The organism is Larkinella terrae, assembly GCF_009668025.1.
GTDB classification, from domain to species: Bacteria; Bacteroidota; Bacteroidia; order Cytophagales; family Spirosomataceae; genus Larkinella; species Larkinella terrae.
The window spans coordinates 231,138-256,562 of record NZ_WJXZ01000013.1; the positions used below are offsets into that span (position 1 = coordinate 231,138).

The 25,425-nt window shown below is 54.3% G+C and carries 9 protein-coding genes; 6 read left to right on the top strand and 3 right to left on the bottom strand.

Going from position 1 to position 25,425, the window contains the following annotated elements:
* Position 1 precedes the first annotated feature (1 nt).
* The 6 genes from GJJ30_RS21485 to GJJ30_RS21510 all read left to right on the top strand — a co-directional run bounded on the left by GJJ30_RS21485 (position 2) and on the right by GJJ30_RS21510 (position 18,979).
* Positions 2-2,941: a hypothetical protein gene (locus GJJ30_RS21485; protein WP_154177248.1), complete on the top strand. Its 2,940-nt coding sequence runs from the start codon at positions 2-4 to the stop codon at positions 2,939-2,941.
* A gap of 79 nt (positions 2,942-3,020) precedes the next feature.
* On the top strand, positions 3,021-5,867 hold the full coding sequence (locus GJJ30_RS21490) for a hypothetical protein (protein ID WP_154177249.1): 2,847 nt from the start codon (positions 3,021-3,023) through the stop codon (positions 5,865-5,867).
* A gap of 162 nt (positions 5,868-6,029) precedes the next feature.
* Positions 6,030-9,443, top strand: a complete 3,414-nt coding sequence (locus tag GJJ30_RS21495) for a DUF6603 domain-containing protein (RefSeq protein ID WP_154177250.1) — start codon at positions 6,030-6,032, stop codon at positions 9,441-9,443.
* A 72-nt stretch (positions 9,444-9,515) separates the two neighbouring features.
* Positions 9,516-12,422 (top strand): hypothetical protein, encoded by a 2,907-nt coding sequence (locus tag GJJ30_RS21500; protein WP_154177251.1) that lies wholly within the window; start codon positions 9,516-9,518, stop codon positions 12,420-12,422.
* 6 nt (positions 12,423-12,428) lie between these two features.
* Positions 12,429-17,222, top strand: a complete 4,794-nt coding sequence (locus GJJ30_RS21505) for an OmpH family outer membrane protein (RefSeq protein WP_154177252.1) — start codon at positions 12,429-12,431, stop codon at positions 17,220-17,222.
* A gap of 14 nt (positions 17,223-17,236) precedes the next feature.
* Positions 17,237-18,979: a hypothetical protein gene (locus GJJ30_RS21510; RefSeq protein WP_154177253.1), complete on the top strand. Its 1,743-nt coding sequence runs from the start codon at positions 17,237-17,239 to the stop codon at positions 18,977-18,979.
* Between the two features lie 158 nt (positions 18,980-19,137).
* On the opposite strand, the gene GJJ30_RS21515 is transcribed toward GJJ30_RS21510, so the two are convergent.
* From GJJ30_RS21515 to GJJ30_RS21525, 3 genes are all read right to left on the bottom strand, one after another.
* Positions 19,138-20,592 (bottom strand): RagB/SusD family nutrient uptake outer membrane protein, encoded by a 1,455-nt coding sequence (locus tag GJJ30_RS21515; RefSeq protein WP_154177254.1) that lies wholly within the window; start codon positions 20,590-20,592, stop codon positions 19,138-19,140.
* Positions 20,593-20,610: 18 nt separating this feature from the next.
* Complete coding sequence (locus tag GJJ30_RS21520) at positions 20,611-23,976, bottom strand: TonB-dependent receptor (RefSeq protein WP_229313309.1); 3,366 nt, start codon at positions 23,974-23,976, stop codon at positions 20,611-20,613.
* Between the two features lie 223 nt (positions 23,977-24,199).
* Entirely contained in the window at positions 24,200-25,312 is a 1,113-nt protein-coding gene (locus GJJ30_RS21525) for a FecR family protein (protein ID WP_170299244.1), read from the bottom strand.
* Between the last annotated feature and the right edge of the window lie 113 nt (positions 25,313-25,425).

The window sequence follows — 25,425 nt, forward strand, 5'->3', positions numbered from 1 at the left end:
TATGGCCGTTCCTTTCATCCGGTTTACGCCACCCTACGACGTTCATCTGCTACGGGGTCAGTCGTTTCAGCTCATCAGCGACGGGCTGCGAGCCCCCGACAACAGCCCATTTGTCGATCTGCTGAAGATCGGCAATAGCTATCCCGGCCCTTACATCGACGCCCACCCGACCCACGAATACCGGTTTCGGTTTAGTTTTGACGAAACCAAAGCCGCTGATTTTGGTATCCACGTTTCGAATCCCGTCGCCGATCCGCGCAAACCCGATTGCCTGATCCGGCTGGATGCGACCGAACCGGCGCTGGCCGAAAACCGCATCCGCAATTTTTACGTCTACGCGCAGGTCATCGACACGCACGGCACACCCAGCCCGGACGACGATCTGATGAACGAAACCGCTATACGGATTCACATTCACACGGCGATTGCCGAAGTCTGGTTAACGCCAAACCCGCTCACGATTTACCAGGGGCTGTATTACCGCGCCGAACTCTACGCCCGGTTCGACGACGGCTGCATCGCCAAAATTGGAAATTCGCTGTTTCAGGGAAATCACGGTTCCGGTTTTCGGTACAACATCAGTCCGGCGATCACCGTGGCCTGGGATTCCGATACCCCCGGTTTTATTGGTTCGGGATTCGATACCCTCAGACCGCAGAATTTGTCGGGCACCCACCGCATTTCCGCCGAGGTATCCTACAACGGAACCACCTTGCCACCAGTCCGGGCCGATGTGGTTATCTCCGAAATGCTAACCAATAAGACAAGCCTGCGCGCCGAACTGGTGGCAACGGGTTTCGGACCCGGTTTTTCGAAACTGGACAGCGTTCCCAACCTGCTTTTTCTGTCCGAAGGCTTCACCGAAGATCAGGAGTTCGAGTTCAAATCCCTGGTCGCCGATTACGTTTACGATCTGGTCAGCAAAAAAATCACCTCACCGTTTAACCTGCTGAAAGGTTCTATTAATTACTGGATGGTTTTCATTCCCTCGCGCGAACCCGGTCTTGCGACCTACGGCGAACAGCGGGTCACGGAAGAAACCAACTCCATTAATCTCGTTCAGCTGGAAGGAACGACGATTCCGTTCATCGAAAAACCGGTCAACCTGCCCGTCTCGGACTGGACGATCAATCACCTGCTTTATTTTGTCGGATTGCCCGCGCGCTTCGAAGGCAACAGCCCCGACGAACTGCTCGCCGAGAAATGGAAAGCAACCACCAACCTGACCGACGGCCAGGTCGATGACTTAATCGAGAACAACCCGCAGTTGGTCGAAGAGTGGAAATACTACGCGGAACGTCGCCTGCCCGACGTTCCCGATACGGCTTTGGGAGTCCGAGTCAACGATTATACGGCGGCCCGGTACGACGATGATTACAACATGATAAATCTGGATGCCAAACGAACCCACCGGGATTATCTGGACGATTTTTTCTACGGTTTGCGGGATGCCGCCAACAACCCGGTGGGTCGAACGTTCATCAAATCGCCCCAGTCGACGCCGGAACCGACGCTGCCGCAGGGCAAGGATTGGGATAACATCGTGATCATCACGGCTTTTAAGCGTGGGCGGGCGCAGAACGAGGATGGATACATGTTTTCAAACATCGGCAGTCAGGATTTTGACGAATTGACTGGCGACCTGACACACAACCGCGTTTCCATCGAACCCGTCACGATGCCCTTCAAAATTCCACCCGGTCTGAAGGGAACCATCACCCACGAGATTTGCCATTCCTTCGGGTTGGGTGACGAATATGGTGAATCGCCCCCTTCGAATTCCTTCATAAAGAAACCGGTCAACCATCCGGATGTTATCGGCTGGGCATTCGCCAACTTCGAAGGCGACGGTGCGAGTCTGGACAATTACAGTAATCTGCAAGCCAAAGCTGACCTTAAAATTCTGGGGACGGACGGTACTCCGCTGCTCAATCCGTACCACATCAAATGGCGGTATCACCTCATGCAGAAATGCGGGATTGTGACCGCCGTTTCGGTGAACGTGTCGACGCTCACCCTCACGCTGCAACCCAGGCAGGCAGCTCAGTTTGCTGCGGGAAGCCCGGTTTTTCTGCGAAAACGAAAGAAAGACGGTTTTGCCTATCGCATTTCGGAAACGACCGGCAGTCCACCGGTTTCCATTAGTCTGGTTTTACATCCGGACCCGGTTCCGCCGGAGTTTGTAGGCGACTCTACGGTCCGGTCGATTGATCCGGCGCAGGAACGAGTGACGATTGAAAAAGTAGTCGGTTTTGGGGCTACCCGGCAAACCGTCACCCTGGATCTGACGCTGGAAAGCGGAAAGGCGGTTTTGTGTCAGCCCGGCCAATCCATCCGTATCAATCAGGAAAGCCGCCCGGGACCCATTTTCACGACCTTTCGCTCGGCCACCGGCGAGATCGAGAAAAAGGCCATTTCGCCCCTGCTGACCATTTCCAGCGTCAATGCATCCGCCAACCAGTTCACGCTGAACATTCCGGCCGACTTCCCGGACTTCCTGAAAACAAAGACGTCCAACGACGATCTGATCGTTTACCAGCCCGTCGACATGCCGGACGGACAGCGGTCGCTCGATTATCCCCATAAGGAGATCATTGCCAAACCGGTGCTGGATTACCTGCTGGTTCATTCGTTGCCGTTCAATGCACATTCGGGTACTGAGGTGATCGATACCGGGTCTAGTACCGAGATTCCGAGCCGGTTGGTTCCCTGCTGTTCCAAACGGGAGCGGGAAATCATCGGCTTGTATTCGGGCGGGGCGCGGAGCCACGGCGGTATTTATCACCCGGCGGCCCAGTGCATGATGCGGCACCATGCTACCAAAAACGGGCACGTTGAGCTTTGCGCCGTCTGCCGCTACACGTTGATCAACCTCATCGATCCAACCCAGTTCGGAGCTTTCACAACTGATTATCTGAATCGCAAAATTTATCCGGACTGAGTAAAGCCGTTTGCTCAATTTCCGTAAAAGCCTATGGCAGAATTGGTTACTTTGACCGGCATTCCTAAACGATCCGTCCATGCCAGCGCCCCGCCCCACCTTCAATCCGCCTTACGACATTCATCTGCTGCGGGGACAAACCATCGAATTGTCCGGTTTGCTGGAGATCGACCGGACCACGGCTGCGGACTACATCGATGCGAATGCGACCATTAAATACGGTTTTCAGACCAGCTTCAGTGCGTCGGCCAACCTGAAAATAACGGCAACCATCGGCAATACAGCCAGCCGAAAACCGACCTGCAAGATTGCCCTGAATGCTGCGGCCCCGACCGATCCGAAATTCCAGATCAGCAGTTTCCTGGTTTACGTCATCGTCACGGACACGTCCGACAACTCCACGAGCGAGACGGCGCTCCGCATTCACGTTCACCAATTGATCCAGGATGTGTGGATGACGCCCGACCCGTTCACGGTTTATCAGGGGATGAAAGACGCCCGGGCCGGATTATACGCCCATTTCGATGATGGCGTGGTGGCCGAAATCGGGGATATTTATTTCGGCGACAACGGGGGTGTCGTGCCGTATACGATTACCAACAAACCCCGGATTACCTGGAAATGTACCGCGGCTCCCAGTCTCATCAACGCGAGCGGAAAAATAACCACCGGTCAGCTCTCCGGCGATTTCCCGGTGAGCGTCAGCGTGAAATACGGCACCAAAACTGTTTCGGCCATCGGAAAAATCCAGGTTTCGACCAATCTGTCGGCGAACCAGACCACCATTCAGGTCGAGCTGGTCACCACCGGCGGAAGCCCCGGTTTTTCGCGGCTGAACGAGATTCCGAATATTCTTTTCCTGCCCGAAGGTTTTACCGACTCCGGCGTTTTCGAGGACTTGGTGAACAATTACGTCGCCGATCTGGTCAGGAACAAAATCACCTCCCCTTTCGATCAACTCAAAGGTTCCATCAATTTCTGGAAAGCGTTTGTCCCTTCGCGCGAAGTGGGCCTGACGCACCGGAGTGTGCTGGAAGTTTACGCTTCCGGCACGACACTAAATGCGTACAGCCCCAGCGTTCCCGCCAAACCGGACAGCGATGACGCCAGTACCTGGACGGCCGAAAATCTCCTGTATTTTGTCGGCGTTCCGCTGAAAAGCGATGAAGCCGTCGACGATGCGGTTTTGAGGCTCCGCTGGGAAAACACCACCCGGCTGACGGCGGCTCAACTCGATGTCCTTTTTAGTGTGGACAATGCCCTGGTTTTCGGCTGGAAATCGAGTGCCGACCGACGGCTGCCCGATGCCACCGATTCGGCCTTCGGGATCAGTGTCAACGATTACTCGGCGGCCGCCCAGGATGAAAAACATGAGTTGATCAATTTTGACAATCGCCGGGTGCAGCGGGATTTTCTGGATGGTTTTCTGGGCACTTTGCGGGATGGGCAAAACAACCTGATCGGACCGGTTTTTGTCATGGACAAGGCCAGCGGAAACCGGGGCAAGGATTTTGATAACGTTATTTTTCTCCTGGCTACCAACGCCGGTCGGGCGCAGAACGAAACCGGTTATCTGTTCGCCGGCCTGAAACTGCCCGATGACATTACCCTGACGGGCACCCTGGCGGACTTCCGGACGTCACGGATTCCGCCGGTGCTGCCCAGTGTATTGCCCCCCATGGCGAAAGCCACTCTGACCCACGAACTGGTCCATTCCTTCGGATTGGGCGATGAATATGGCGAGCCGAATTCCGATTATTCCAACAAACCCATCACGGACCCGGCGGTAGCAAACTGGCCTTTCGCGAATTACACGGATGGGGTCTATCTCACCGATGAATACAGCAACCTTCAGGCAAAACTGGATCTGGAAAGCCCGATTTCGGGGGGCGGAACCGCGCTGGATGCCTTCAAAATCAAATGGCGGTATCCGCGCATCCGGAAATGTTCCCTGGTGACGGCGATCAGTCTGTCGGGCAGCGATATGGTGATGACCTTAAAATCACCCAAAGCCGATTTCAAGGTCAATGAAACGGTTTTCTTCAGAAAAAGGCGCGTAAACCGGTTTCAGATGCGGGTGTACGACGAAAAATACAAGGTTGAAGCCGACATTGTGAGTCCGGCAACGCTGGCCGAAGAGTTTATCAAATACTACGTTAAAGTCAAATCGATCGATTCGGTCAACAATAAGATCACCATCAAAAGTGATTTCGGTACTACAACGGTTGCGGTGGAGCTGAAGGCCGGGCAAACCCGGTTTTTCAAGGTTGGTCAGCGCCTGGGCATTTTCGAAAAACGGGTATTTGATCCCGTATATACGGTTTTACGAACGCCCGCAACCACCGCCGGACAACCCGACCTTCAGACGCTTTCGCTTTCGCCCGAAATGAAAGTTAAGTCGGTTACGGCCACATCGGTTACGCTCCAAACCGTGGGGACAACGCCCGTACCGGCAGACTTAACGACAATTCATCCAAACGAAGAATTGTTGCTCTACGCCGTTGTGGAGGCTCCGCAGAAACACCGTAGCGCGCAATATCCGTTTGCGGAGCTGACTGCCAAACCGGTACTGGATTACCTGAAAGCCAATCCGTTTCCGTTGAATGCCAATCCGACGCATCAGGAAATCATTGATACCAGCATCGTCGCCAATTCCTCGCTGCCGCAAAGCCTGGTCCCCTGTTGCTCGCGCCGGAAAAAGGAAATCGTTGGTCTGTTCAGTGGAGGAATGGCCCGGCACGGCGGCATTTATCACCCCGCGGCCAAATGCCTGATGTTCACGACAACCGAGGAGGACGACAAGAAGAACGTTCACTACATCGAATTGTGCGCCGTCTGCCGCTATACCCTGATCAACATGATCGACCCAACAAGGTTTGCCAAATTCGACGAGGACTATATGAGCCGTAAAATATATCCGGATTGAGGCTGTAGCCGTTCACTCAATTTCTATAAAAGCCTATGGGAGAATTGGTTACTTTCAAGGACTTGTCCTAAACTTCGGTCCGCATCCACCCGGATCAATCCGACCCAATTTGCCCGATTCGATTCGGATTAGTCGGCTTTAACCCTTTACCCTTTCCTGCGCATGGGAACACTTGAAGAACTCGGAAAACACCTGGCTCTGGCGGTTCAACCGCTGAAAGAAGCCGTTAGTGATCCCGATCAGTTTCGGATTTTTCTGTACCGGATGGGCTGGGGCGTCAACGGCATTCCGCCGTCCTACGCCAATCTGATCGCGAAAGTCGACGAGGCCATTGCCAGTCTGGAAGCCCTGCTCGCCAACCCCGACCCGGCCAAAGCGATGGCGGTTTTCGGAAAAATAAAGGCGGTTTTTCAGGCTATTGAAGCCATCAGCGAAGCCCCGCCGGGCGTGGTGGACGTACCGGTTTTTCTGGATGAAATCCGCGAACGGCTTTTCGAAATCCTTATCGTCGATTACCTGACCGAAGCCTGGCCGTTTCTACTCAACTTCTTCAAAATGACCGGCGTTATCGAGCAGATTCCGGTTCGCGCCCCGGCCGACCGCAGCCGGCCATCGTTCATCCGGTTTAAATTGAATTGGGACCGCATTCCCGAAATCCTGACCCAACCCGACCGCCTGCCTGAATTTATTTACGGCTGGGGAACGCCCCAATTTAACTTTGAACTCTTTGCCGAGCATTTCCTTGAACTGGTGTACGCACTGCGCATTCCGGTTTCGCTGGCCCGGCTCGACGACGAAACCAGTTACCTCTACCTCGATTTTCCGACCAGTAATCCCCGCAATCCGCGCATCCGGCAGTTCATCGAAATTGCGTTTGCGTACCTCAACATCGAAGGGGAAGACCGGCCACTGGGCCTTTCGATTCTGGATTTACCGGCCGTTAACAACAAGTTACCAGGGATCATCATTCAACCCGCGCTGCCCGCCCAGATCGGCGCTGTGCTGCGGATTCGGGAAGACGTCAACCTGCTGATCAAGGCCCAATCCAACATAGCCGCGCTGTTTGGCATTCTGATTCGCCCCAACGAGATCACCGTCAAATACCCGTTTCAGGACGGTCAACTGCCTTCCGCCGGATTTGGTGCGGGTGTCGAATACGCACCCGCACTGGCAAAAACCGTGGTGGGCAGCGACGGCGGCACCCGGCTGGAACTGAAGGGCGGTTCGCTCGAATTCAATTTTCTGTTCAACGGCAATGACCCCGAACTCAAGATCGGCGGCTCGCTCCGCGACTTCACTCTCGTCCTGAAAGCCAGCGACGCCGACGGCTTCATCCGCAAAATCATCGGCGATGGCGAAACCCGGATCCCGTTTACTCTCGGCTTCGAATGGTCGAACAAACACGGCATCAAATTCACGGGCGGGGGCGGTTTTGAAGTGGCGGTTTATCCGCATTTACGACTCGGACCCATTTCGATTGAGGAACTCCTGATCCGATTATACGGCGAAACAAGTCCGAAACCGGCGGCTAAACTTGAGGTTGGAACCAGCATCAAGGGCGAGCTCGGCCCCATCACGTTTGTCGTTCAGAACATCGGCATTGGCCTGACAACGACTTTCGACGGTGGCAATGCCGGGCCTTTCGACATCGGGCTGGGTTTCAAACCTCCCACGGGCGTTGGGCTGGCCGTCGATGGCGGAGGCTTTTCCGGGGGCGGTTTTCTGTTTTTCGACGACGCCAAAAAAGAATATGCCGGAGGGCTCGAACTCACCTTTTCTGAGACGATTTCCCTGAACGCCATCGGTATTCTGACCACGCGGATGCCCGATGGCAGCGAAGGTTTTTCGCTGCTCATCATCATTACGGCGGAATTTACGCCCATTCAGCTCAGTTTCGGGTTTACGCTTAATGGCGTCGGCGGTTTGGTCGGCATCAACCGGACGTACCTCGTCGACGAAATCCGAAAAGGGGTTTACGACGGTTCGCTCAATTCCGTGTTGTTTCCGCAGAATATCGTCGCCAACGCCACCCGGATCATCAACGACCTGAAGCGGATTTTTCCGCCCAAAACCGGTCATTATTTGGTGGCACCGATGGCCAAAATCGGCTGGGGAACGCCCACGCTCATCAGCATCGAACTCGGTTTATTGCTGGAAATTCCGAGACCCGGTTTTGCGATTCTGGGGGTTCTGCGCATGAATTTGCCCGAAGAACGAATTGCCATCGTCAAAATTCAGGTCAATTTCTTCGGCGAACTGGATTTCGACAAAGGCCAGATTTCATTCGATGCCTCGCTGATCGACTCCCGGATTCTTACTTTCACGCTGACCGGCGACATGGCGCTGCGGCTGTATTATAAAGAGAACCCCAATTTTCTGGTGTCGATGGGCGGTTTTCACCCCGCTTACACGCCCCCGCCGATGAATTTACCGGCCCTGAAACGGCTGAGTCTGGTCATTTTTTCGGGCAATCCTAGCCTGAAAGCGGAGTCGTATTTTGCCGTTACGTCCAATACCGTTCAGTTTGGGTCGAAAATTGAATTGTCGGCCAACGCCAGCGTTTTCAACGTCTACGGTTTTCTGTCGCTCGACGTGCTGATCCAGTTTTCGCCGTTTTATTTTATCGCCGAAGTGGCAGCCATGCTGGCGGTTCGGACGGGATCTTCCACGCTGTTCAGCGTCAAACTCCAGCTCACGCTCGAGGGTCCCACGCCCTGGCATGCGAAAGGAAAAGCGTCGTTTGAGATCGGTTTTATTTTTACCGTCACCATTTCCGTTCATTTCGACAAAACCTTCGGCGAACGGCGGAACGACACCCTACCGCCCGTTCGGGTGATCGATAAACTGCGGGAAGCCCTGGGAAATCCGGGCAACTGGAAAGCCGATCTACCCGTTGGCAATCAATTTGTTACACTGCGTGAGCTGCCAACCGACAATAATGCGCTGATTCTGCACCCGTTTGGCACGCTGACCGTGACGCAGAAAATTGTGCCGCTGCGGCTGGACATTGCCCGCTTTGGCTACCAGCTTCCTGAAGGTCCGCGCCGGTTTGAGATCACGAAAGCGCGGATGGGAACCGCCGAAGAAACGCCTTCGGCTTTCGAGAAGGAGCAGTTTGCTCCGGCGCAGTTCATTGAAATGACCGACGCCCAAAAGCTCGCCCGCCCTTCGTTCGAGCCGTTTGATGCCGGGGTCCGGATCGGCGGTTCGAGCCAGTTGAAAAGCTCCTACGCCGTCGGACTCGACGTCACGTATGAACTGATTTATGTGCCCGAAAAACAAAAGAAAAAACGAGTCGTGTTCGATCGGAGCCTGTTCGGCTTGTACCTGGGCCACAACGCCATTGCCCGGTCTTCGCTGGGGGAAGGCAAACGAAAAACGTCGGTTCTGGGCGCGGAAAAGGTCACGATCAAACCGGAAACGTTCGCCATCGCGACCTCGTCTTCGCTCCAGGTCCACCAGCAGATGATCTTCGAAACCGAAACCGAAGCGCAGGCCGCCCTCAGCAAGCTGATCCGCCAGGACGCCGGTTTCGCGGACGAGTTGCAGGTTGTTCCCTCCTATCAACTCAATTAAACCTCTGCTTCCCCGCCGGGCGGCCCCGTCTGATTTACTCCGCTTAACTCCGCGAAATAACTTCTTTTCATCATGCCCTTAGCCCGTTATACCTTCCTCCCCTGGCTCCGAAGAGGAATCGCCAACCAGCTTACCCAGGCCACCACGACGGCTCGGGCGCAACTGAATGTCAGCCTGGAAATCAACAGCGACGCGGCCAACCCGATTGCAAAAACCGTCAACCTGATCGGGCCGGGCGATGTCATCGGCATTAATCAGAAGATGATCGTTCGCACCGATCCGCGGAATCTGATCACCGATTTTGAACCCAATTACCTGGCGTCCATTGAGTTTTACGACGAAGATTTCCCCTGGCGATACACGCCCGATATCGAGCGGCCCAACCACCGGCTCACGCCCTGGATTTTCCTGATGGTGCTGAAAGAAACCGAGTTCGAAACCATCAATACCGGCAACCGACCGTTGTCGGCCATCAAACTCAAAGCGAATCGGAATGACGTTCTGCCCCCGCCCGACGATGCCTGGGCCTGGGCGCACACCCACCTGAACGAGCCCATCGATCATCCGGGCAATCAACCCAATCTGGGCCAGTTGAACACCCTGCTGGCCAACCAGCCGGACCGGGGTGTTGCGCGGTTGTTGTGCCCCCGCCACCTGGAAGCCAATACAGCCTATCACGCTTTCCTGATTCCGACCTTTGAAATTGGGCGAAAAGCCGGGCTGGGCGAACCGGTAGCTGATTCTGATCCGGCTCTGGCATTTTCGTGGACGAAGGATGAAACCGGTGAAAAGGATTTTCCGATTTATTACCGCTGGTTTTTCAAAACCGGTGCAGGTGGCGATTTTGAAACGCTGGTGCGGCTTTTGCAACCGCGCGACATGGACAAGCGCGTCGGAATCCGGGACATGGACGTTCAGGCACCCGGTTTTGGAATGGGCACCGTGCAGGTTTCGGCCGACAATACCGTGGGACTCGAAGGAGCTTTGCTGGCCCCCAGCACGAAGCGAAAACCCGAAGGCAAATTCAACGATGCCAGCGATTTTCCGGAGAAGGTCCAGCCCATTCTGAATCGTTCGGAGACGCTGATTGAGGCCAATCCCACGGCTGATCCGGTGGTTTCTCCCCCCCTGTACGGAAAATGGCACGCGCTGACTTCCAAACTTCAACTGGAAGACAACCAGCAAAACTGGGTTCACGAGCTGAATCAGGACCCGCGCTACCGCGCTCCGGCCGGCATGGGGACGCTCGTCGTGCAGAAAAATCAGGAGGAATACATGCGCAAAGCCTGGCAGCAGATTGGTGACGTGTTGTCGGCGAACCAGAAAATCCGGTTTTCGCAGGTGGCCATGCTGGCGAGTGCGACGCTACAGAAAAAACACCTGTCGACGCTGGACGACAGCCAGACGCTGGCCATCACCAGTAACCTCCACAAAAAAGTAATCGGCGGAACGACCACGGTCCATTACCTGATTCAGCAAAGCACGGTTCCGTCGGCCACCCTCAGCGGAGCGTTTCGGAAAGTGGTCAGTCCGCAGCGGATGACGGCCAGGCGGTTTTCAATTGCGACACCCCAAAATTTTACCAGGCTCTTTCAGTCGTTGAACGTTGGAAAAATAACGGCCGCGCCCGCCAAAACCGTACCGGCCGAGACCCGAACCCTGCCCGCTGAAGTGACGCGACGGCTTGATTTCAAGTCCGATGCCTTACGAAGAATTCCGGCCCGGGCGCAATTCGAAATTCTGGTGCCCGGCAAATTACCGGCAAGAGCGACCGGTGACGGAACGGTGGAAATTAAAGTGGGCGCCGATTTTCGGAAGGCCGTGGCCGATTTGCACAAACTGATGGATGTGCAGGTAGCGCCCCCGCCAAGCCGGAATCCGGTGGCTCAATCGCTGGCTTTGCAGGTGAAGCAAGCCCTCGATCCGTTCGAAAATTTTCGTAAACGCGTTCTGCCGGGGATCACGAAAGGCGAAACGACGCCCGAAAAACTGGATCCGGTCATGGCGTATCCCGACATCGCCGACGCCATGTATGAACCGCTGGTGGCGGCCAACAAGGAGTTTTTTGTCCCGAATCTGAATCTGATTCCGCCCAACACCATATCGCTGATGATTCCGAATCAGCCCTTTATCGAATCGTATATGGTTGGGATCAACCACGAATTCATGCGGGAATTGCTCTGGCGCGAGTACCCAACCGACCAGCGTGGAACGCCCTTCCGGCAGTTCTGGAAACCATTCGGAACCACTTCGAGGGCTTCCCTGTCACCCGAAGCACAAGCCGAAAAGCTGAAGGATATTCCGCCGATTCACCAGTGGCTGACCGCACCCAAAATGCACCTGGGGGACCACAATCAACGTCAAACCGCCAATCCGGCCGAAAATCCGTCACTGGTGCTGGTCATCAAAGGTGATTTGCTGAAGCGGTATCCGAACACGGTCATTTACGCGCAGGAAGCCCAGTGGGGAACCGACGCCGACAATGCCAACCGGCTGGTGCTGGTGGATACGAGCGGGCAGGCCATCCCCGACGGCGTTCACATCAAAAATCCGATCTACAAGGCTCAAATCGACCCGGACCTGCATTTTATCGGTTTTGATCTGTCGATTACTACCGCCAAAGGGCAGGTCAATGAAGAAACCGCAGCCGAAAAAAACCGCCTGGGCAACGCAAATCTGGGCTGGTTTTTCGTCATTCAGGAGGTGCCGGGCGAACCCCGATTTGGGCTGGACGAAAATCAGGCGACCAACGCAAGCGAAGCAAAATGGGATAATCTTTCGTGGGAAACCCTTGGCAATCAGCGGGACATGATTGACATGACGAAGCCGTTCGTGCAAAGTTTGCCGGGCAGCAATCCCGATTCCGTGAACTGGAACACCAACTCGGCGGATCTCGCATACATTCTTTTCCAAAAACCGGTCATGGTGGCGGTTCACGCCCGCGAAATGCTCCGAAATCTGTCCAACCCTCAAGTTTGATCCGGTATGAATCTGAAAGAAATTCAACAGGCCGCCAGTAAAATGGAAACCGAACGAGCTCAGAATCAAGCGCAATTGCTGCTTCTGGCCGGGATGGCGAATGATCTGAACAACCAGATTCAGGCCCTGCAACTTAAGGGAAGTTTAACGGATTCGGAAAAATTGTCGCTCGATTCGCTGAAGAGCCAGGCCGCCCGCTTGCAACTCCGAATGACTGCCACGCGCAAGACGTTTGCAACGAGCAAACTCAAGCGTTTTCAGGAGTTTCAGGACTTATTTCAGGACGCTCCGCAACAGCTGATCGAGCAGCTGACCGACGACCTGCCAATTGTACTTTTTCCGGTTCGGATCGAAACGCATTTTCACTCGGAAAACAATAAGCACGAATTATGGGTCCGGATTTACCCCGATGACATTACCACCTTTACCCACGAAAACGAACTCACCGCCGACGAAATAACCGCCGGAGAAACGTACTGGAAAAGCGTCTGGGAAACCCGTATGCAGCCCGAAGACGACGGCAAAAAAACGCGCGAAACGCTCTGGGCGAGTCTGGCAAACCGCTTTGGGGTAAACCGGGCGGCCTGGGTTGCCCGCCAGACCAAACCCACTAACTGGTACGGAAAATGGCGTCTGTTGCCGGAGCTGATTCTAAAAACCCAGGACCCGCCCAAACCGCAAGCCTGGAGTCAGGCACCTCATACGCGTCTGATGCCCAGCCGGTTTGTTTTTATGGCGTACAGCCCGAGCGGGAAAGCATTCGAGGTTGTCGGCAAGCCAGTACCCGATTACCTCGTGATGGGTCCCGACCCGTTGCTGGAAGAATCGGCTTTCTCACGGGATGCCAACAACAAGCTGGTCATCGGCAAGGAAATGGCCTGGCTGTTCGATTTTGAGGAAGCCGTTGCCGTTGGCATGGCCGTCAAAATACCGCTTACGGTCGACTGGGTGCACCGCGGTTTTGAGAAACTGGTGGTGCTTGGCATCCACTTCACCTCCGACGCCACGCAGAGCAAAGATTTGCTGGAAAACCTCTTCCAGAACCACACTTATTCCGCTGGCGGTTTTGGTATTTTACCGCAGGGAACCCCGACGAACAATACTGATAAAGCCGCATCCGGTTTTTCGGATGCCGACCGAACCGGGCCGCAACTCGAAACACCGGACGGCGTACCGCTCTTCAAACCAACGCCCGATTTCTACCAGCAAACCGACGGACAGCGGTTTGCCGAAGCGTTGGGGATCAGTACCGAATCGATGTCATTCACTGAAAATGCCCAGCGCGCCGACATCGCCGAAGCGCTGTCGATGAACAATGCGCTCTGGCCAGCCACCTGGGGCATGATGCTCGACGATTTGCTCAAACCGCTCGTTACCCGGAAGCAGCAGGATCTGGCCCGGCAGTTTTTCACGGAATTTGTAACAGGCCGGGGCTTTCTGCCCGCCATTCGGGTCGGCAATCAGCCCTACGGGGTGCTCGTCACCAGCAGTTTGAATGACTGGCAATTTACCGTTCGGGAAATGGGGGCAGATCGGGAATTCTGGGGGAAACTACTCCAGATTCTCCGACAGCTTAGCGTACAATATTCCGCGTTACTTCCGAAGGTTGCCTTTGCCGGAAAAGCCGGAGATGCCAACGAAACGTTGCTAAATATCATCGGTTTACAAGCTTCATCGGTGGTTTTTCACTCCCGCAAAGCCGTGACGGATCTCTATGCCTGGAATTACCTCAATTTCCAGAAATCCAATTTCCTATCCAACATTCTCTGGAACGCCATTAACGCGGCCAAAAGCCAGCAACTGAACCGGTTGACGTTCGATGTAAGCAAGGATTTTTTACTCGAAAAGCTGATTTTTCTGTCCAAAACCGATGAGCTGAACGGACCGGTGATCGACGCCGATCCCCGAACACCTTTCTCCGAAACCGCTCCCATTCAGCCGTATGACGGCACGAACAATTACATCGACTGGTTGCTGAAAAGCGACTTGCAAACTGTTAAGAATCAGTCTTTTCGGGATAAAGACAATAATCCAACGGCGGCTCCCAGGGCGCTGTTGTATCAGTTATTGCGCCGGGCCTATCTGGAAGAATTCGGGCAAAGCATCACCAAATGGCTGGTCAATCAGCAGTTTATCGACGATTCCCCGCTGGAAAAACAGATTCAGAACATCGGCTCGCTGAACGATCTGAGCAAGGAAGATTTTTTGCAACTAAATGCGTCGAAAGTCCGGCTGGGCAACCAGAATGTGGCCGTCGGCGATTATATCCGGACGCTGATTCCCAAGCCCGGAACCGCTTACAATGGCCCTACCGAAATGATACCGTTGATGGGCGTGGTCAAGGCGTTACAAACGTTGAAAAACCTACCTACGGCGCGGCTGGAGCGGCTTTTTGCCGAACACCTTGATTTGTGCAGCTACCGACTGGATGGCTGGCAAACCGGTCTTTTTGCCCGTCGACTTTATAACCTGCAGCACGCGTCCGACCATAGTTACCAGAGCAAAGGAACGTATCTGGGGGCCTACGGCTGGGTCGAAAACCTGCGGGCCAATACCGCCAAACAGGCTTTTCCGCAAACCAATTATCCGAAACCGCTTCAGGAACCCGACAACAAACCCATTTACGAAGACGCGTCGAACGGCGGTTACATCCAGACGCCGTCGTTGCGGCATGCGGTGACGGCAGCCGTGTTGCGGAATGCCTATCTTTCGCAGGGCAGCGACAATCCTAGGCTGGCGGTTAACCTGTCGTCGGAACGGGTTCGGATGGCGATGACTTACCTGGAAGGCATTCAAAACGGGCAGGATCTGGCGGCTCTGCTAGGCTACCAGTTTGAACGCGGCCTGCACGATCGAAGCCTGTTCCTGAATCAATACATTTACGTCCTTCGGGCCCGGTTCCCGCTGATTTCCAAAAAATTAACGGACGTACCCGACAGTGCCGCGCAGGAAGTGATCGAAGCCCGCAACGTGATTAACGGTTACGATTTGCTCGAATACGCCCGCACGCACCCGCAGCTTCAGGGCATTGCCGGACTGCCCGCACCCAATTCCACGGAAATGAACCAGATTCTGGCCGAACTCGACCGGTTGAACAATGCGCTGGATGCCCTGGCGGATTTATCGCTTTCGGAGAGTGTTTTTCAAGTGGTTCAGGGGAATTTCGACCGGGCGGGCGGGATGTTGCAGGCTATTTCTGAAGGCAAAATGCCGCCGGAACCCGAGATTGTGGAAACGCCCCGCTCCGGCACTTCGATCACCCACCGTGTAGCGGTTTGTCTGCAAACAACGGGGGTTGTCGACCGGCATCCGGCCTGGGGTGCCACGGCTTCTCCGCGCGGCAAAGCCAATCGGTTCGTGAATCACTGGCTGGGCGAGCGGCTCCCAAAACCTGCCGACATTCGCTTTGGCTATCAGACCGGAACAGTCGACGATACCCTGAGCCTGGCCCAATTTGACCTGCAGCCGCTCGACCTGGTCCTGATGGCGGGCGCCGAACTGGGCAATCTTTCCTCGAAGTTGGAGCGATGGCTGATTTACCAGATTCGTCAGAATTTCAATGTTTCCGATCAGCAGGCGATTCAGTTTACTTTCAGTCCGACGGGGCAAGCGGTTTCGCTGGGTGGTTTGCTCCCCTTGCTCAATGCCATGAAAAAGATCGTGACGGAGGCCCGACCGCTGCATGCGCTGGACTTTTTCCCACAAACTTCTGCTTATCTGGAAGGCGAACCCAATCCGCAGGGCTATCAGGACTTAGCGGTTTTCCGCGCTCAACTGGAAGCTGATAGAACAAATTTGGAATCCCTTACGGCGATTTTGAAAAGTAAAACCGCTGTGCTTAAAACCGCTCTCGAACAGGCTCGTACGAGCCAGCAGCCCACCGTTGAACTGGCCAAACTAACCTCCGTCCGAGCCAGTTTGTCCGATCTGGCCAGTTATGGCTGGACGGAAGCCTTACCGAATTCGACAACCGGCAATACGGTTTTTGCCACCGATGAACTGCTCGCTCAGGCGGAAGGAATGGTCTCATTTTTTGAAAAAGTAACGTCCCAAAATGGGTTCGACGGTTTTGAGGCTTTAACTCCCGAACGGCAGGTTGAGCGGTGCCGGGAGGTCGCCCGGCAGCTTTACGGCAAATCGTTCAACTGGGTTCCGGCGTTCCGTTTCCTCAACCCGAGTCAACTGACCAACGGCATTCTGCACAGTCCGGATATGCTGAGTCAGCAAACTGAACTGGTCATGGAGAACTGGCTGCAGACCCGGGCCCGGGTTCGGCCTGTGATGGAAAATACCGAAACCCTCGCATTCCATCACGATCTCTATCAGGAGCAACCTTTCGCCTTAACCCCTGTTCAATTGCCGTATGTTACCGGGGAAAAATGGGTGGGCGAAACATTCTCGGAATCGCAGCGAAATCAGGATCGCTTGTCATTGGTATTGCACCAGGCTCCGACGGATACCGTTCAGAATCAGGCCGGTTTTTTACTGGATGAATGGAATGAGCTGATTCCGACCGACAAGGAAACGACGGGCGTTACCTTCCACTTCAATCGGCCGAATGCCACTCCCCCGCAAGCCATCCTGATTGCCGTAGCACCGGTTTTAAACGGAAAATGGACCTGGCTTGAACTGGAGAACATTCTGACTGACACACTCAACCGCTCCAAACTCCGCGCCATCGAACCCGATATGCTGACCGATACCGACTATTTTCAGGTCCTTCCGGCGGTTCTCAATGATTTTTCAACCGGCGGTATTTCGACGGTTTTTACGAATGGCAGTACGCTGGCAACCAGTTAAACCCCTGACTTCCAATGCCTGAATTTGATAAACTGAAATCGTTGTTCCTCCAGTTACCACTATTCCAACCCACTATCAAAGGCTGGAACCGGCTGGAAGGTCGCCCGCGCAACCGGGATTTTGAACGGAGTTTACGCGCCGAAGTTCGAGACCCGCTCTGGATGCTGACCCGGCAGTGGCAGTTTGGCGAGTTTCAAGGCGAAGACGCCGGTTCGCCGGTCGACGCCCGCATGCTGACGTACCAGACGTATCTGAATCGCTACGCCGTTGGCAGTCAACCTGCCCAGAAATTCGAGACGAACATTCCGCTCGAAGCCCGGGTGGAACGCGAATTCTGGCCGGAAGATTTGGGTAGCCAGGTACGCATCGGGCGGTATTTTGAAAAGCTGCTGCGAATTCATGCCCTGCCGTATAAAGACAACTACCTCACTCAGTACGTCATCGACGCCAGCGCGCCCAATCCGGTTTACGATAAGGACACGGATCAAACGCGGGCAGCGGTTGCCGGAAAAGTCATCAACGGTGTACTGTTGCAAAAAGCCATCGCCGACGGTTCGCACGCAATTTGGGTGGATGCGCTTCCCCAGCTTGCCGATTCGGACCGGACGAAACTGAAAACGACCGCGTCGGAACTCGTTCTCTGGGCCGGAGCATTCGCAACCCAGCCGACTTCCACAGCCGATAATGCGTGGTCGGGAACACACCTGGAATTTCAGTTTGCCTGCGCGACGGACGATGCCGACGGCACCCAAATCGTTCTGCGCGCCGATCAGTATGACTCGGGCCATCTGGATTGGTATTCATTCGACGTAGACGCAAATGGCAAACTCGAAGGGGCGGTTTCGGAGCCTGAACAACCGCTGGAAGAATGCCTTTCGTTTATCCCGGCACCGGTTTCGTTCAACGGCATGCCGCAGCCCCGGTTCTGGCAAATGGAAAACGGACGCATCGAATTTTCGAATATCGACGCCAATACGACCGACCTCATTAAACTGATTATGACCGAGTTCATGCTGCTGTACGGCAACGATTGGTGCGTTTTTCCCTACGAGCGAAAAACCGGTTCACTCTGCGAAATCCGCGGACTGGTCATTACCGACGTGTTCGGCCAGCGAACGTTCGTAAAACCGGCGGGTTCCGGCATCGACGACGACTGGACGCGCTGGAGTTTCTTTTCCCTCAGCACCAACGCCCCAACCGCCAACACGGCTTCCTTTTTACCGCCCGCACTGGGCAAAACCCTTGAAAGTCAGCCGCTTGAGAAAGTAAATTTCATCCGCGACGAAATGTCCAATATGGTCTGGGGAATCGAATCCATCGTACCAACAGAACTGGGTCGGGGCGTGAATGGGTACGAATCGGCGCTGGCGGCCGAAAACGCAACCCGTCCTCCGGAACCGGAGCTGCAACCAACCGAAGCCAAAATCCGGTATGTGCTGGGTACCACCGTTCCTTACAACTGGATCCCGTTCCTTCCTGCGCAGTTGCCGGGCAGTAACCGCGACATCCGGTTGCAGCGCGCCCGTATGCCCGACCTGGCCGCGTCGTTCAAAGGCAGGATTCTCGACGAGCCCGCGCCCTATTTCGTGAATGAAGAGGAAGTTCCGCGTTCGGGGAAAAGCGTCATCCGAACGTATCAACTCACCCGAACGAAGGACGGAAAACCGGTGCTCTGGATTGGCCGGCAAGCCCTGATCAGCAAAGGCGAAGGCCGTAGCTGGCTAGCGTTTGATCAGATTGTGGACAATGCCATCTAATGATAAATGTAAAATGTTGAATGTCTAATGGAAAAGTGTTTTCCAATCCGGCACTTTTCCATTTGACATTCAACATTTTACATTTATCGTTATCATCCTTTAATTTAACCGCTGATTGGGATTTCCACCGCTGACAGGGCCGTTGGCCGCTGTCAGGGTTATAAATTCGAATTGATATTGGCGTCGCTGATGGGGATGGGATACCAGTAGTCGGTTTTGGAAATGGCGCCGGTCGGTTTCAGGTCGTCCGGGGCTTTGCTGGCATTGGCTTCTTCGACTTTTTCCAGCCGGATGAGATCAAACCAGCGGGTCCACTCCCCGGCAAATTCCCACGCCCGCTCGTCCACAACCGCATTGGCAAAATTCGGTCCCGTCATTCCGGCTGCCAAAACCTGTAAGCCTGCACGAGTGCGAATGGCATTAATTGCTTCGTAAGCCTGGGCATTCGGGGTTCCATCAGCGCGGGCCTGGGCTTCGGCATAGACCAGCAAAACGTGGGCGTAGCGAATCATGTGAACCGGTTGCGACGACGAGAACTGGGTGTTATCAGCCAGCCGGAATTTGGCGTAATACGGATGTTTCGACAAACTATTCTGCCAGGTAATTTTGGTGCCGTCCGGTTTTGTGAAAACCGTATGGAAGGTAACATCCTTGCGTTTTCCGGCGGGAAACCGGTTGAAAAAGTTGATCTCGGCCAAATAATCATCCCAGCCATTTTCATCGCCGGGTGTTGCTGGCAAACCGTAAAATGAATTGGTTGAGCCGCCGAAATTAGCCGAGGTCTGGAACGCAAACACTTCTTCTTTGGTCCCGACCGCCGAAGCCGTTCCCGACCACAACGTGGCCAGATCCGGCACCAGATCAAAACCGTACGTAGTCTTTCCGTCAATGACTTCCTTCGCTTTTGCTGCCGCTTTCGCATAGTTCGCCGTTACTTTCAACGGCCAGCCCGCTTCGGTCAGGTACACGTCCGCCATCAGGGCTTTCACCGAACCTTTGTTCGGCCGGCCCGGAGCGCGTTTGACATTCGGAACCCGTTTTTCGGCTTCCAGCAAATCCGCTTCAATCAGTTTGTACACCTCCGTCGGCGGACTTTTCTGAATACTAAGCTGATCGTTAGAGAATTGCGCGGTGGTAATCAGCGGAATATTTCCGTATCCGCGAACGAGCCAGTAATAACTCAGGGCGCGCAGGAAATAGGCTTCGCCCACAATCGCGTCGATGGTAGCCTGATCACCGGTGACGGATTTGTAATTCTCGATGATGTTGTTGGCGCCCTGAATGGTTTTGTACGTACCGCTCCAGATCTGCACCATCCGCGGATTGGCCGGGGTTACATCGAACTGATCGAACTCGCGAAAATCCCATTTATTGCCGCCCGCAATGGTCGAAACGTCGTCGCCCCCCATGACGTAAGCCTGAATGGCCGAAGTCAGAAAACCGCGCGCCCAAGTGCGCAGCAAGCCTTTATAAGTGCCGGTCAGCGCAGACTCCAGCCCGGCCACATCGGCAATGGCGTTGGTTCCAACCACCTGCCCTTTCGGTTCTTCTTCCAGAAAATTGGAGCAGCCCGTCAGCACTGCCACGAGAAAAAGTATAGTTAATTTTTTCATGATCGTATCGTCAAGGGGTTAAAAGGTCACATTTAAACCGGCGGTAATCGTCTTGGCGTTAGGGTAGGAACCGTGGTCGATGTTCTGCGCGACGTCACCTACCGAATTAGAGGTCGATTCCGGATCGATACCTTTGTATTTTGTGAAAGTCAGCAGGTTCGTACCGCTGACGAAAACCCGGACCGTCCCGATGTTCTTGAGCACCGACTTCGGGATCGAATAGGCCAGACTGATGTTTTTCAGCCGAACGAAATCGCCTTTTTCCAAAAACCGGCTCGTCTGGGTCAGGAAATTCTCTTTGGCGTTGCTGAACGCCGGAATGTCCGACGTTTCGTTCACGCCCGGAATGTAGCGGTCTTTGATGGCGGCATAGGTTGGCTGCCGAACGTCGGTACTTCCCACAATTCCGGCGGCATACGTGTAGTTCAATTTGTCGAACCCAAACACGCCCTGGAAGAAGATATTCAGCGATAAGCCCTTGTAATTGAACGTATTGTTCCAGCCCAGTGTGGTTTTCGGCATTCCATTTCCGATGATCTGGTAATCCTTCGGACCAATCACGCCGTCGTTGTTCAGATCCTGGTAGTGGGCATCGCCCGGTTTGTTGCCGTAGCGCGCGGCCTGGTCGGCCTCACCCGGTTTCCAGGTTCCGAGGTAATTCAGTCCCCAAAAAGCCGCCATCGTTTGTCCGGGAATCAGCACAAATTCGGTAGCCGCAAAAATGGTGTCCTTCGCCGAACCGAGCCGAACCACTTTGTTGTTGACCAGAGCCGCGTTAATCGACGTATTCCAGCTGAAGTTTTTTCTGGTCACCGGCGTCGCTTCCACCGCAATTTCCCAGCCTTTGTTCTGCACTTCGCCCACGTTCCGCAGAATGCTGTTGCCGCCGATGTAGGCCGGTAGCGGTTGGCTCAACAGCAGATCGCGGGTGTTTTTCACAAAATAATCGGCCGACAACGAGATCTTGCCGTTCAGAAATTCCATGTCCGTACCGAGATTGAGTTGCTCGGTGGTTTCCCATTTCAGGTTCGGATTGCCCGGATTGCCCAGAATGATGCCGTTCGTGATTCCGTTGGTAAAATAACCGGACGTAAAAGCAACAGCCGCGTCGTCGACGTTCGTGATGTAAGTCGACAGCGTTCCGTACGGATTAATGGCCTGATTGCCCGTCAAACCCCAGCTTCCCCGCAGTTTCAGGTTGCTGAAAATCCGCTGACTTTTCATGAATGTTTCCTCCGTCAGCCGCCAGCCCAGCGCCACTGACGGAAAAACACTGAACTTGTTGTCGCCCTGGAATTTGGACGAGCCGTCGCGCCGAACCGTAGCCGACAGCAGGTAACGATCTTTCAAGGCGTAGTTGACCCTCCCCAGATACGACATCAGACTCCAGCGCGAATAGCCCGAACCGATCAGGTTGGAAGCCGCCAGCGCGAGGTTGTTGTACGATTGGGCCGGATACGTCAGGTTGGTCGCGTTGGCATAAAACGACTCCCCGGTTTGTTTCTGGGTTTCAAAAACGCCGGTGATTTCCAGGCTATGGATCTTGTTGAATAACCGCTTGTAATTCAGCGCATTCGTACTCTGCAATGTTATTTGCTCGCCCGAACTCCGGCCCGCCCGCGGCAACATGCTGGAAATGATCGGCCCGGAAAACGTTTTGTCCTGCTGATTGATGTAATTGACGCCGTACTGCACGTCGAGCGAAAGGCCCGGAATGAACTCGTACCGCAGGCCACCGATCAGGTTCACGCTGGTGCGGTTGGTGCGGTTATCGGCGTCGGTCGTGAGCGCAACCGGGTTTTCGAAAATCGAGCCGACCGGATCGCGGTAGGTATACTGGCCTTTGGCGTCACGAATGGGCGTCGTCGGTGCCCAGGCAAACGCCTGCCCCAGCGCACTTCCGCGCGCGCCCGTGCCGCTGGTGTTGTGGTTTTCGCGACGGGTTCCCAGAAAATTCAGTCGAACCGAAAACTTATCGGAAACCTGCGAAGCAATGTTCGACCGGATCGTGTAGCGCTTGAAATCCGAATTATTCACAATCCCGTTCTGATTCAGGTAATTGGACGAAATCAGATACGTCGTTTTGTCGTTTCCGCCCGAAATACCCAGCTGATATTCCTGCCCTCCGGCTTTGCGAAGCACTTCATTTTGCCAGTCGGTGCCGCCATTCTGCCGAAAACCGTCGATCTGAGCCTGCGTAAAAACCGGGTTTGAATTTCCCACCACAGCCCGCGCATTGACTACCTCGGCATAATCGACCGCACTCAGCATGTCCATTTTCTTGAGCACCTGTGACGAAGAAAACCGGGTGCCGAAGTTCACCTGCATGCTCCCTTTCTTACCGGTTTTAGTGGTAATGATGATGACCCCATTGGCGCCCCGGCTTCCGTAAATCGCCGTGGCCGAAGCGTCTTTCAGGACTTCCAGCGAAGCAATGTCGTCCGGGTTGATGTTGTTGAAATCCGCCCCCACAAAACCGTCCACGACGTAGAGCGGGCTGTTATCCCCGTTGATCGAGTTGGCGCCCCGGATGCGAATGCGGACGTCGCCCCCCGGCGAACCGGAAGCGTTCGTCACCTGCACCCCGGCAGCCCGGCCCTGCAGAATCTGATCCAGACGAGTAACGGGTTGTTCTTTGAAATCATCGACGGCAATCGACGACAGCGAACCGGTCACGTCGCTCTTTTTCTGGGTTCCGTAACCGACCACCACCACTTCATTCAATGATTTAATATCGGCTTGCAGACTGATTTCCAGCGAAGTAGTGTTGTTCGAGATGGAAACTTCTCTGGAAATAAAGCCAATGGAGGAAATCACCAGCGTGTGGTTTCCGTCGGGCACGTTGAGCGTAAAGCGGCCGTTGCCGTCCGTCGCCGTGCCGGTATTAGTGCTTCCTTTCAGCAAAACCGTTGCACCGGCAATGACGCCCCCAACGTTGTCAGTCACCCTGCCGGTCACGTTATACGCCAGCACGGCGGTTTCGACAGTGATGCCGGTTTCGTCCAGTCGTTGTCCGGTAGTGATCATCCGTTTCAGCAGAATCTGGTTTCCGGCGATTTCGTAGCTGATTTTCAACGGTGTCAGCAAATCACTGAGAATCAGTTCCAGCTTGCGGTTTCTGGCCATAATCGAAACCGTCCGTTCCGACTGGATCAGTTCCGGACTGTACATAAACCGCACGTCCGATAACTTACCGATTTTTTCGAGCACCGTCCCGATTTTCTGATCCTGAACCTGGACCGAAATCCGACGACTGAGTACGTCCTGCGCGTGACCGTGGTAGGCCACCGCCAGGTCCGTAAACGCCACCAGGACGACGAGTTGTATGAGGCTTATTCTCATAATTATTCGCAGGGCTTCATGCGAGGGTACGTATTTTTTCATACTTTTGACCGTTTTGCTGGTTGTGAAAAATTGGCAAAATCTCTCCCGTATCCTCCTCAGGATAAGTTGTTTGAACGCCAACTGCATCGGGATTGTAATTCGGGTGAATGATGCTGGAACATCGTTCACCTTTTTTTGTACTCGGAGTTATCGCATAGAAATTGGATAGGGTTAAAGTGTTAAGGGTTAGGAATATGTTGTTGGTTTTCGGTATACTTTTTTATTAGCATGACTTACCGGTAATAATGATCTGCTGGCCATTGACCTGATAAGTAGCTTCCAGAATCGTACAGATCCATTGCAGTTTTTTCAGGAGCGGTTCGTCGCCCAGCGTGGCCGTAATGGTGCACCGCGCCATCACGTCTTCATCGAACACAATATCAACGCCGTACGACTTTTCCAGACTGGCGAACACCTTCGAAACCGGGGTCGCGTTGTAATCAAATGACTGGCTTTCAATCGGCATATCCAGGGAAACCGGGTTACCAACCTGAGATTTCACCAATCGGGTTTCGCTGCGCTCAAACGTTGCCTGCTGATTGGGCGACAGCACCATGCCCGACAGTTCGCGGTTGTTCAGCAAGGATTCAGCCTGTTGATCTTCCTGCGTAAAAACGGAGACTTTCCCGGTCTTGACCACTACTATAACTTTTGCCTCATTGCCATAGGCCTTCACACTAAAACTGGTCCCCAACACTTTGGTAATCAGACCATTTGCAACGACAAAAAACGGTTTTTGCGGATTTTTAGAAACCTCAAAGAATGCTTCGCCCGACAGATACACCTCCCGTTTGTCGCCCTCAAAAACCGTTGAATAATGTAACTGACTGTGCTTCCGCAAAACCACGGAACTGCCGTCCGGCAACAGCACGTGTTTGGAAGTTTGATTGGTGTTAACGGCCACCAGCAAAGGCGTTTTCGTGGTTGGCAGGGCCGCCATCGGTGCCGGTTTTTGCGGTGTCGGATCTTCGTTAAGTAAACTATAAAATGCCCAGCCCAGCCCTACCAGCAGGGCAATGGAAGCCGCCAGATTCCACCAGCTTCGGCCAAGCGGTCGAACGGTTTCAAATGGCTCCGAAACCTGGTTTTCCTGCCGCCGGGCTTCGGCCAGCGCCTGCCGGATTCTAGCCGTTACGTGATCGTCTGATAACGCAACCGGCTTTCCTTCAATGGCTTTGATGGTTAACCGGGCATGTTCCAGAATCTCCACTCGCGCGGTATCTTCCTCCTGCCATTCCTGCCAAAAAACATTGTCTTCCGGTGCATCACCCACCGCCCAGGCCACAAACCGGGGGTTTTCCAATAGCCACTGATAAATTGTATTTCTTTCTTCCATAAATAATCCGAATCCATCTTGCATGGGTCCATTGCTATTATCTCCCGGCGGAATACCAGATACTCACTTCTACCTGATTTTTTTTAAACCGCTGATTCCGTGCCGGAATAGGT

Excerpts from the sequence above, each read along its gene's own strand:
- GJJ30_RS21485 (WP_154177248.1), top strand. The coding sequence starts at position 2 with ATGGCCGTTCCTTTCATCCGGTTTACGCCACCCTACGACGTTCATCTG.
- GJJ30_RS21490 (WP_154177249.1), top strand. The coding sequence starts at position 3,021 with ATGCCAGCGCCCCGCCCCACCTTCAATCCGCCTTACGACATTCATCTG.
- GJJ30_RS21495 (WP_154177250.1), top strand. The coding sequence starts at position 6,030 with ATGGGAACACTTGAAGAACTCGGAAAACACCTGGCTCTGGCGGTTCAA.
- GJJ30_RS21500 (WP_154177251.1), top strand. The coding sequence starts at position 9,516 with ATGCCCTTAGCCCGTTATACCTTCCTCCCCTGGCTCCGAAGAGGAATC.
- GJJ30_RS21505 (WP_154177252.1), top strand. The coding sequence starts at position 12,429 with ATGAATCTGAAAGAAATTCAACAGGCCGCCAGTAAAATGGAAACCGAA.
- GJJ30_RS21510 (WP_154177253.1), top strand. The coding sequence starts at position 17,237 with ATGCCTGAATTTGATAAACTGAAATCGTTGTTCCTCCAGTTACCACTA.
- GJJ30_RS21515 (WP_154177254.1), bottom strand. The coding sequence starts at position 20,592 with ATGAAAAAATTAACTATACTTTTTCTCGTGGCAGTGCTGACGGGCTGC.
- GJJ30_RS21520 (WP_229313309.1), bottom strand. The coding sequence starts at position 23,976 with ATGAAAAAATACGTACCCTCGCATGAAGCCCTGCGAATAATTATGAGA.
- GJJ30_RS21525 (WP_170299244.1), bottom strand. The coding sequence starts at position 25,312 with ATGGAAGAAAGAAATACAATTTATCAGTGGCTATTGGAAAACCCCCGG.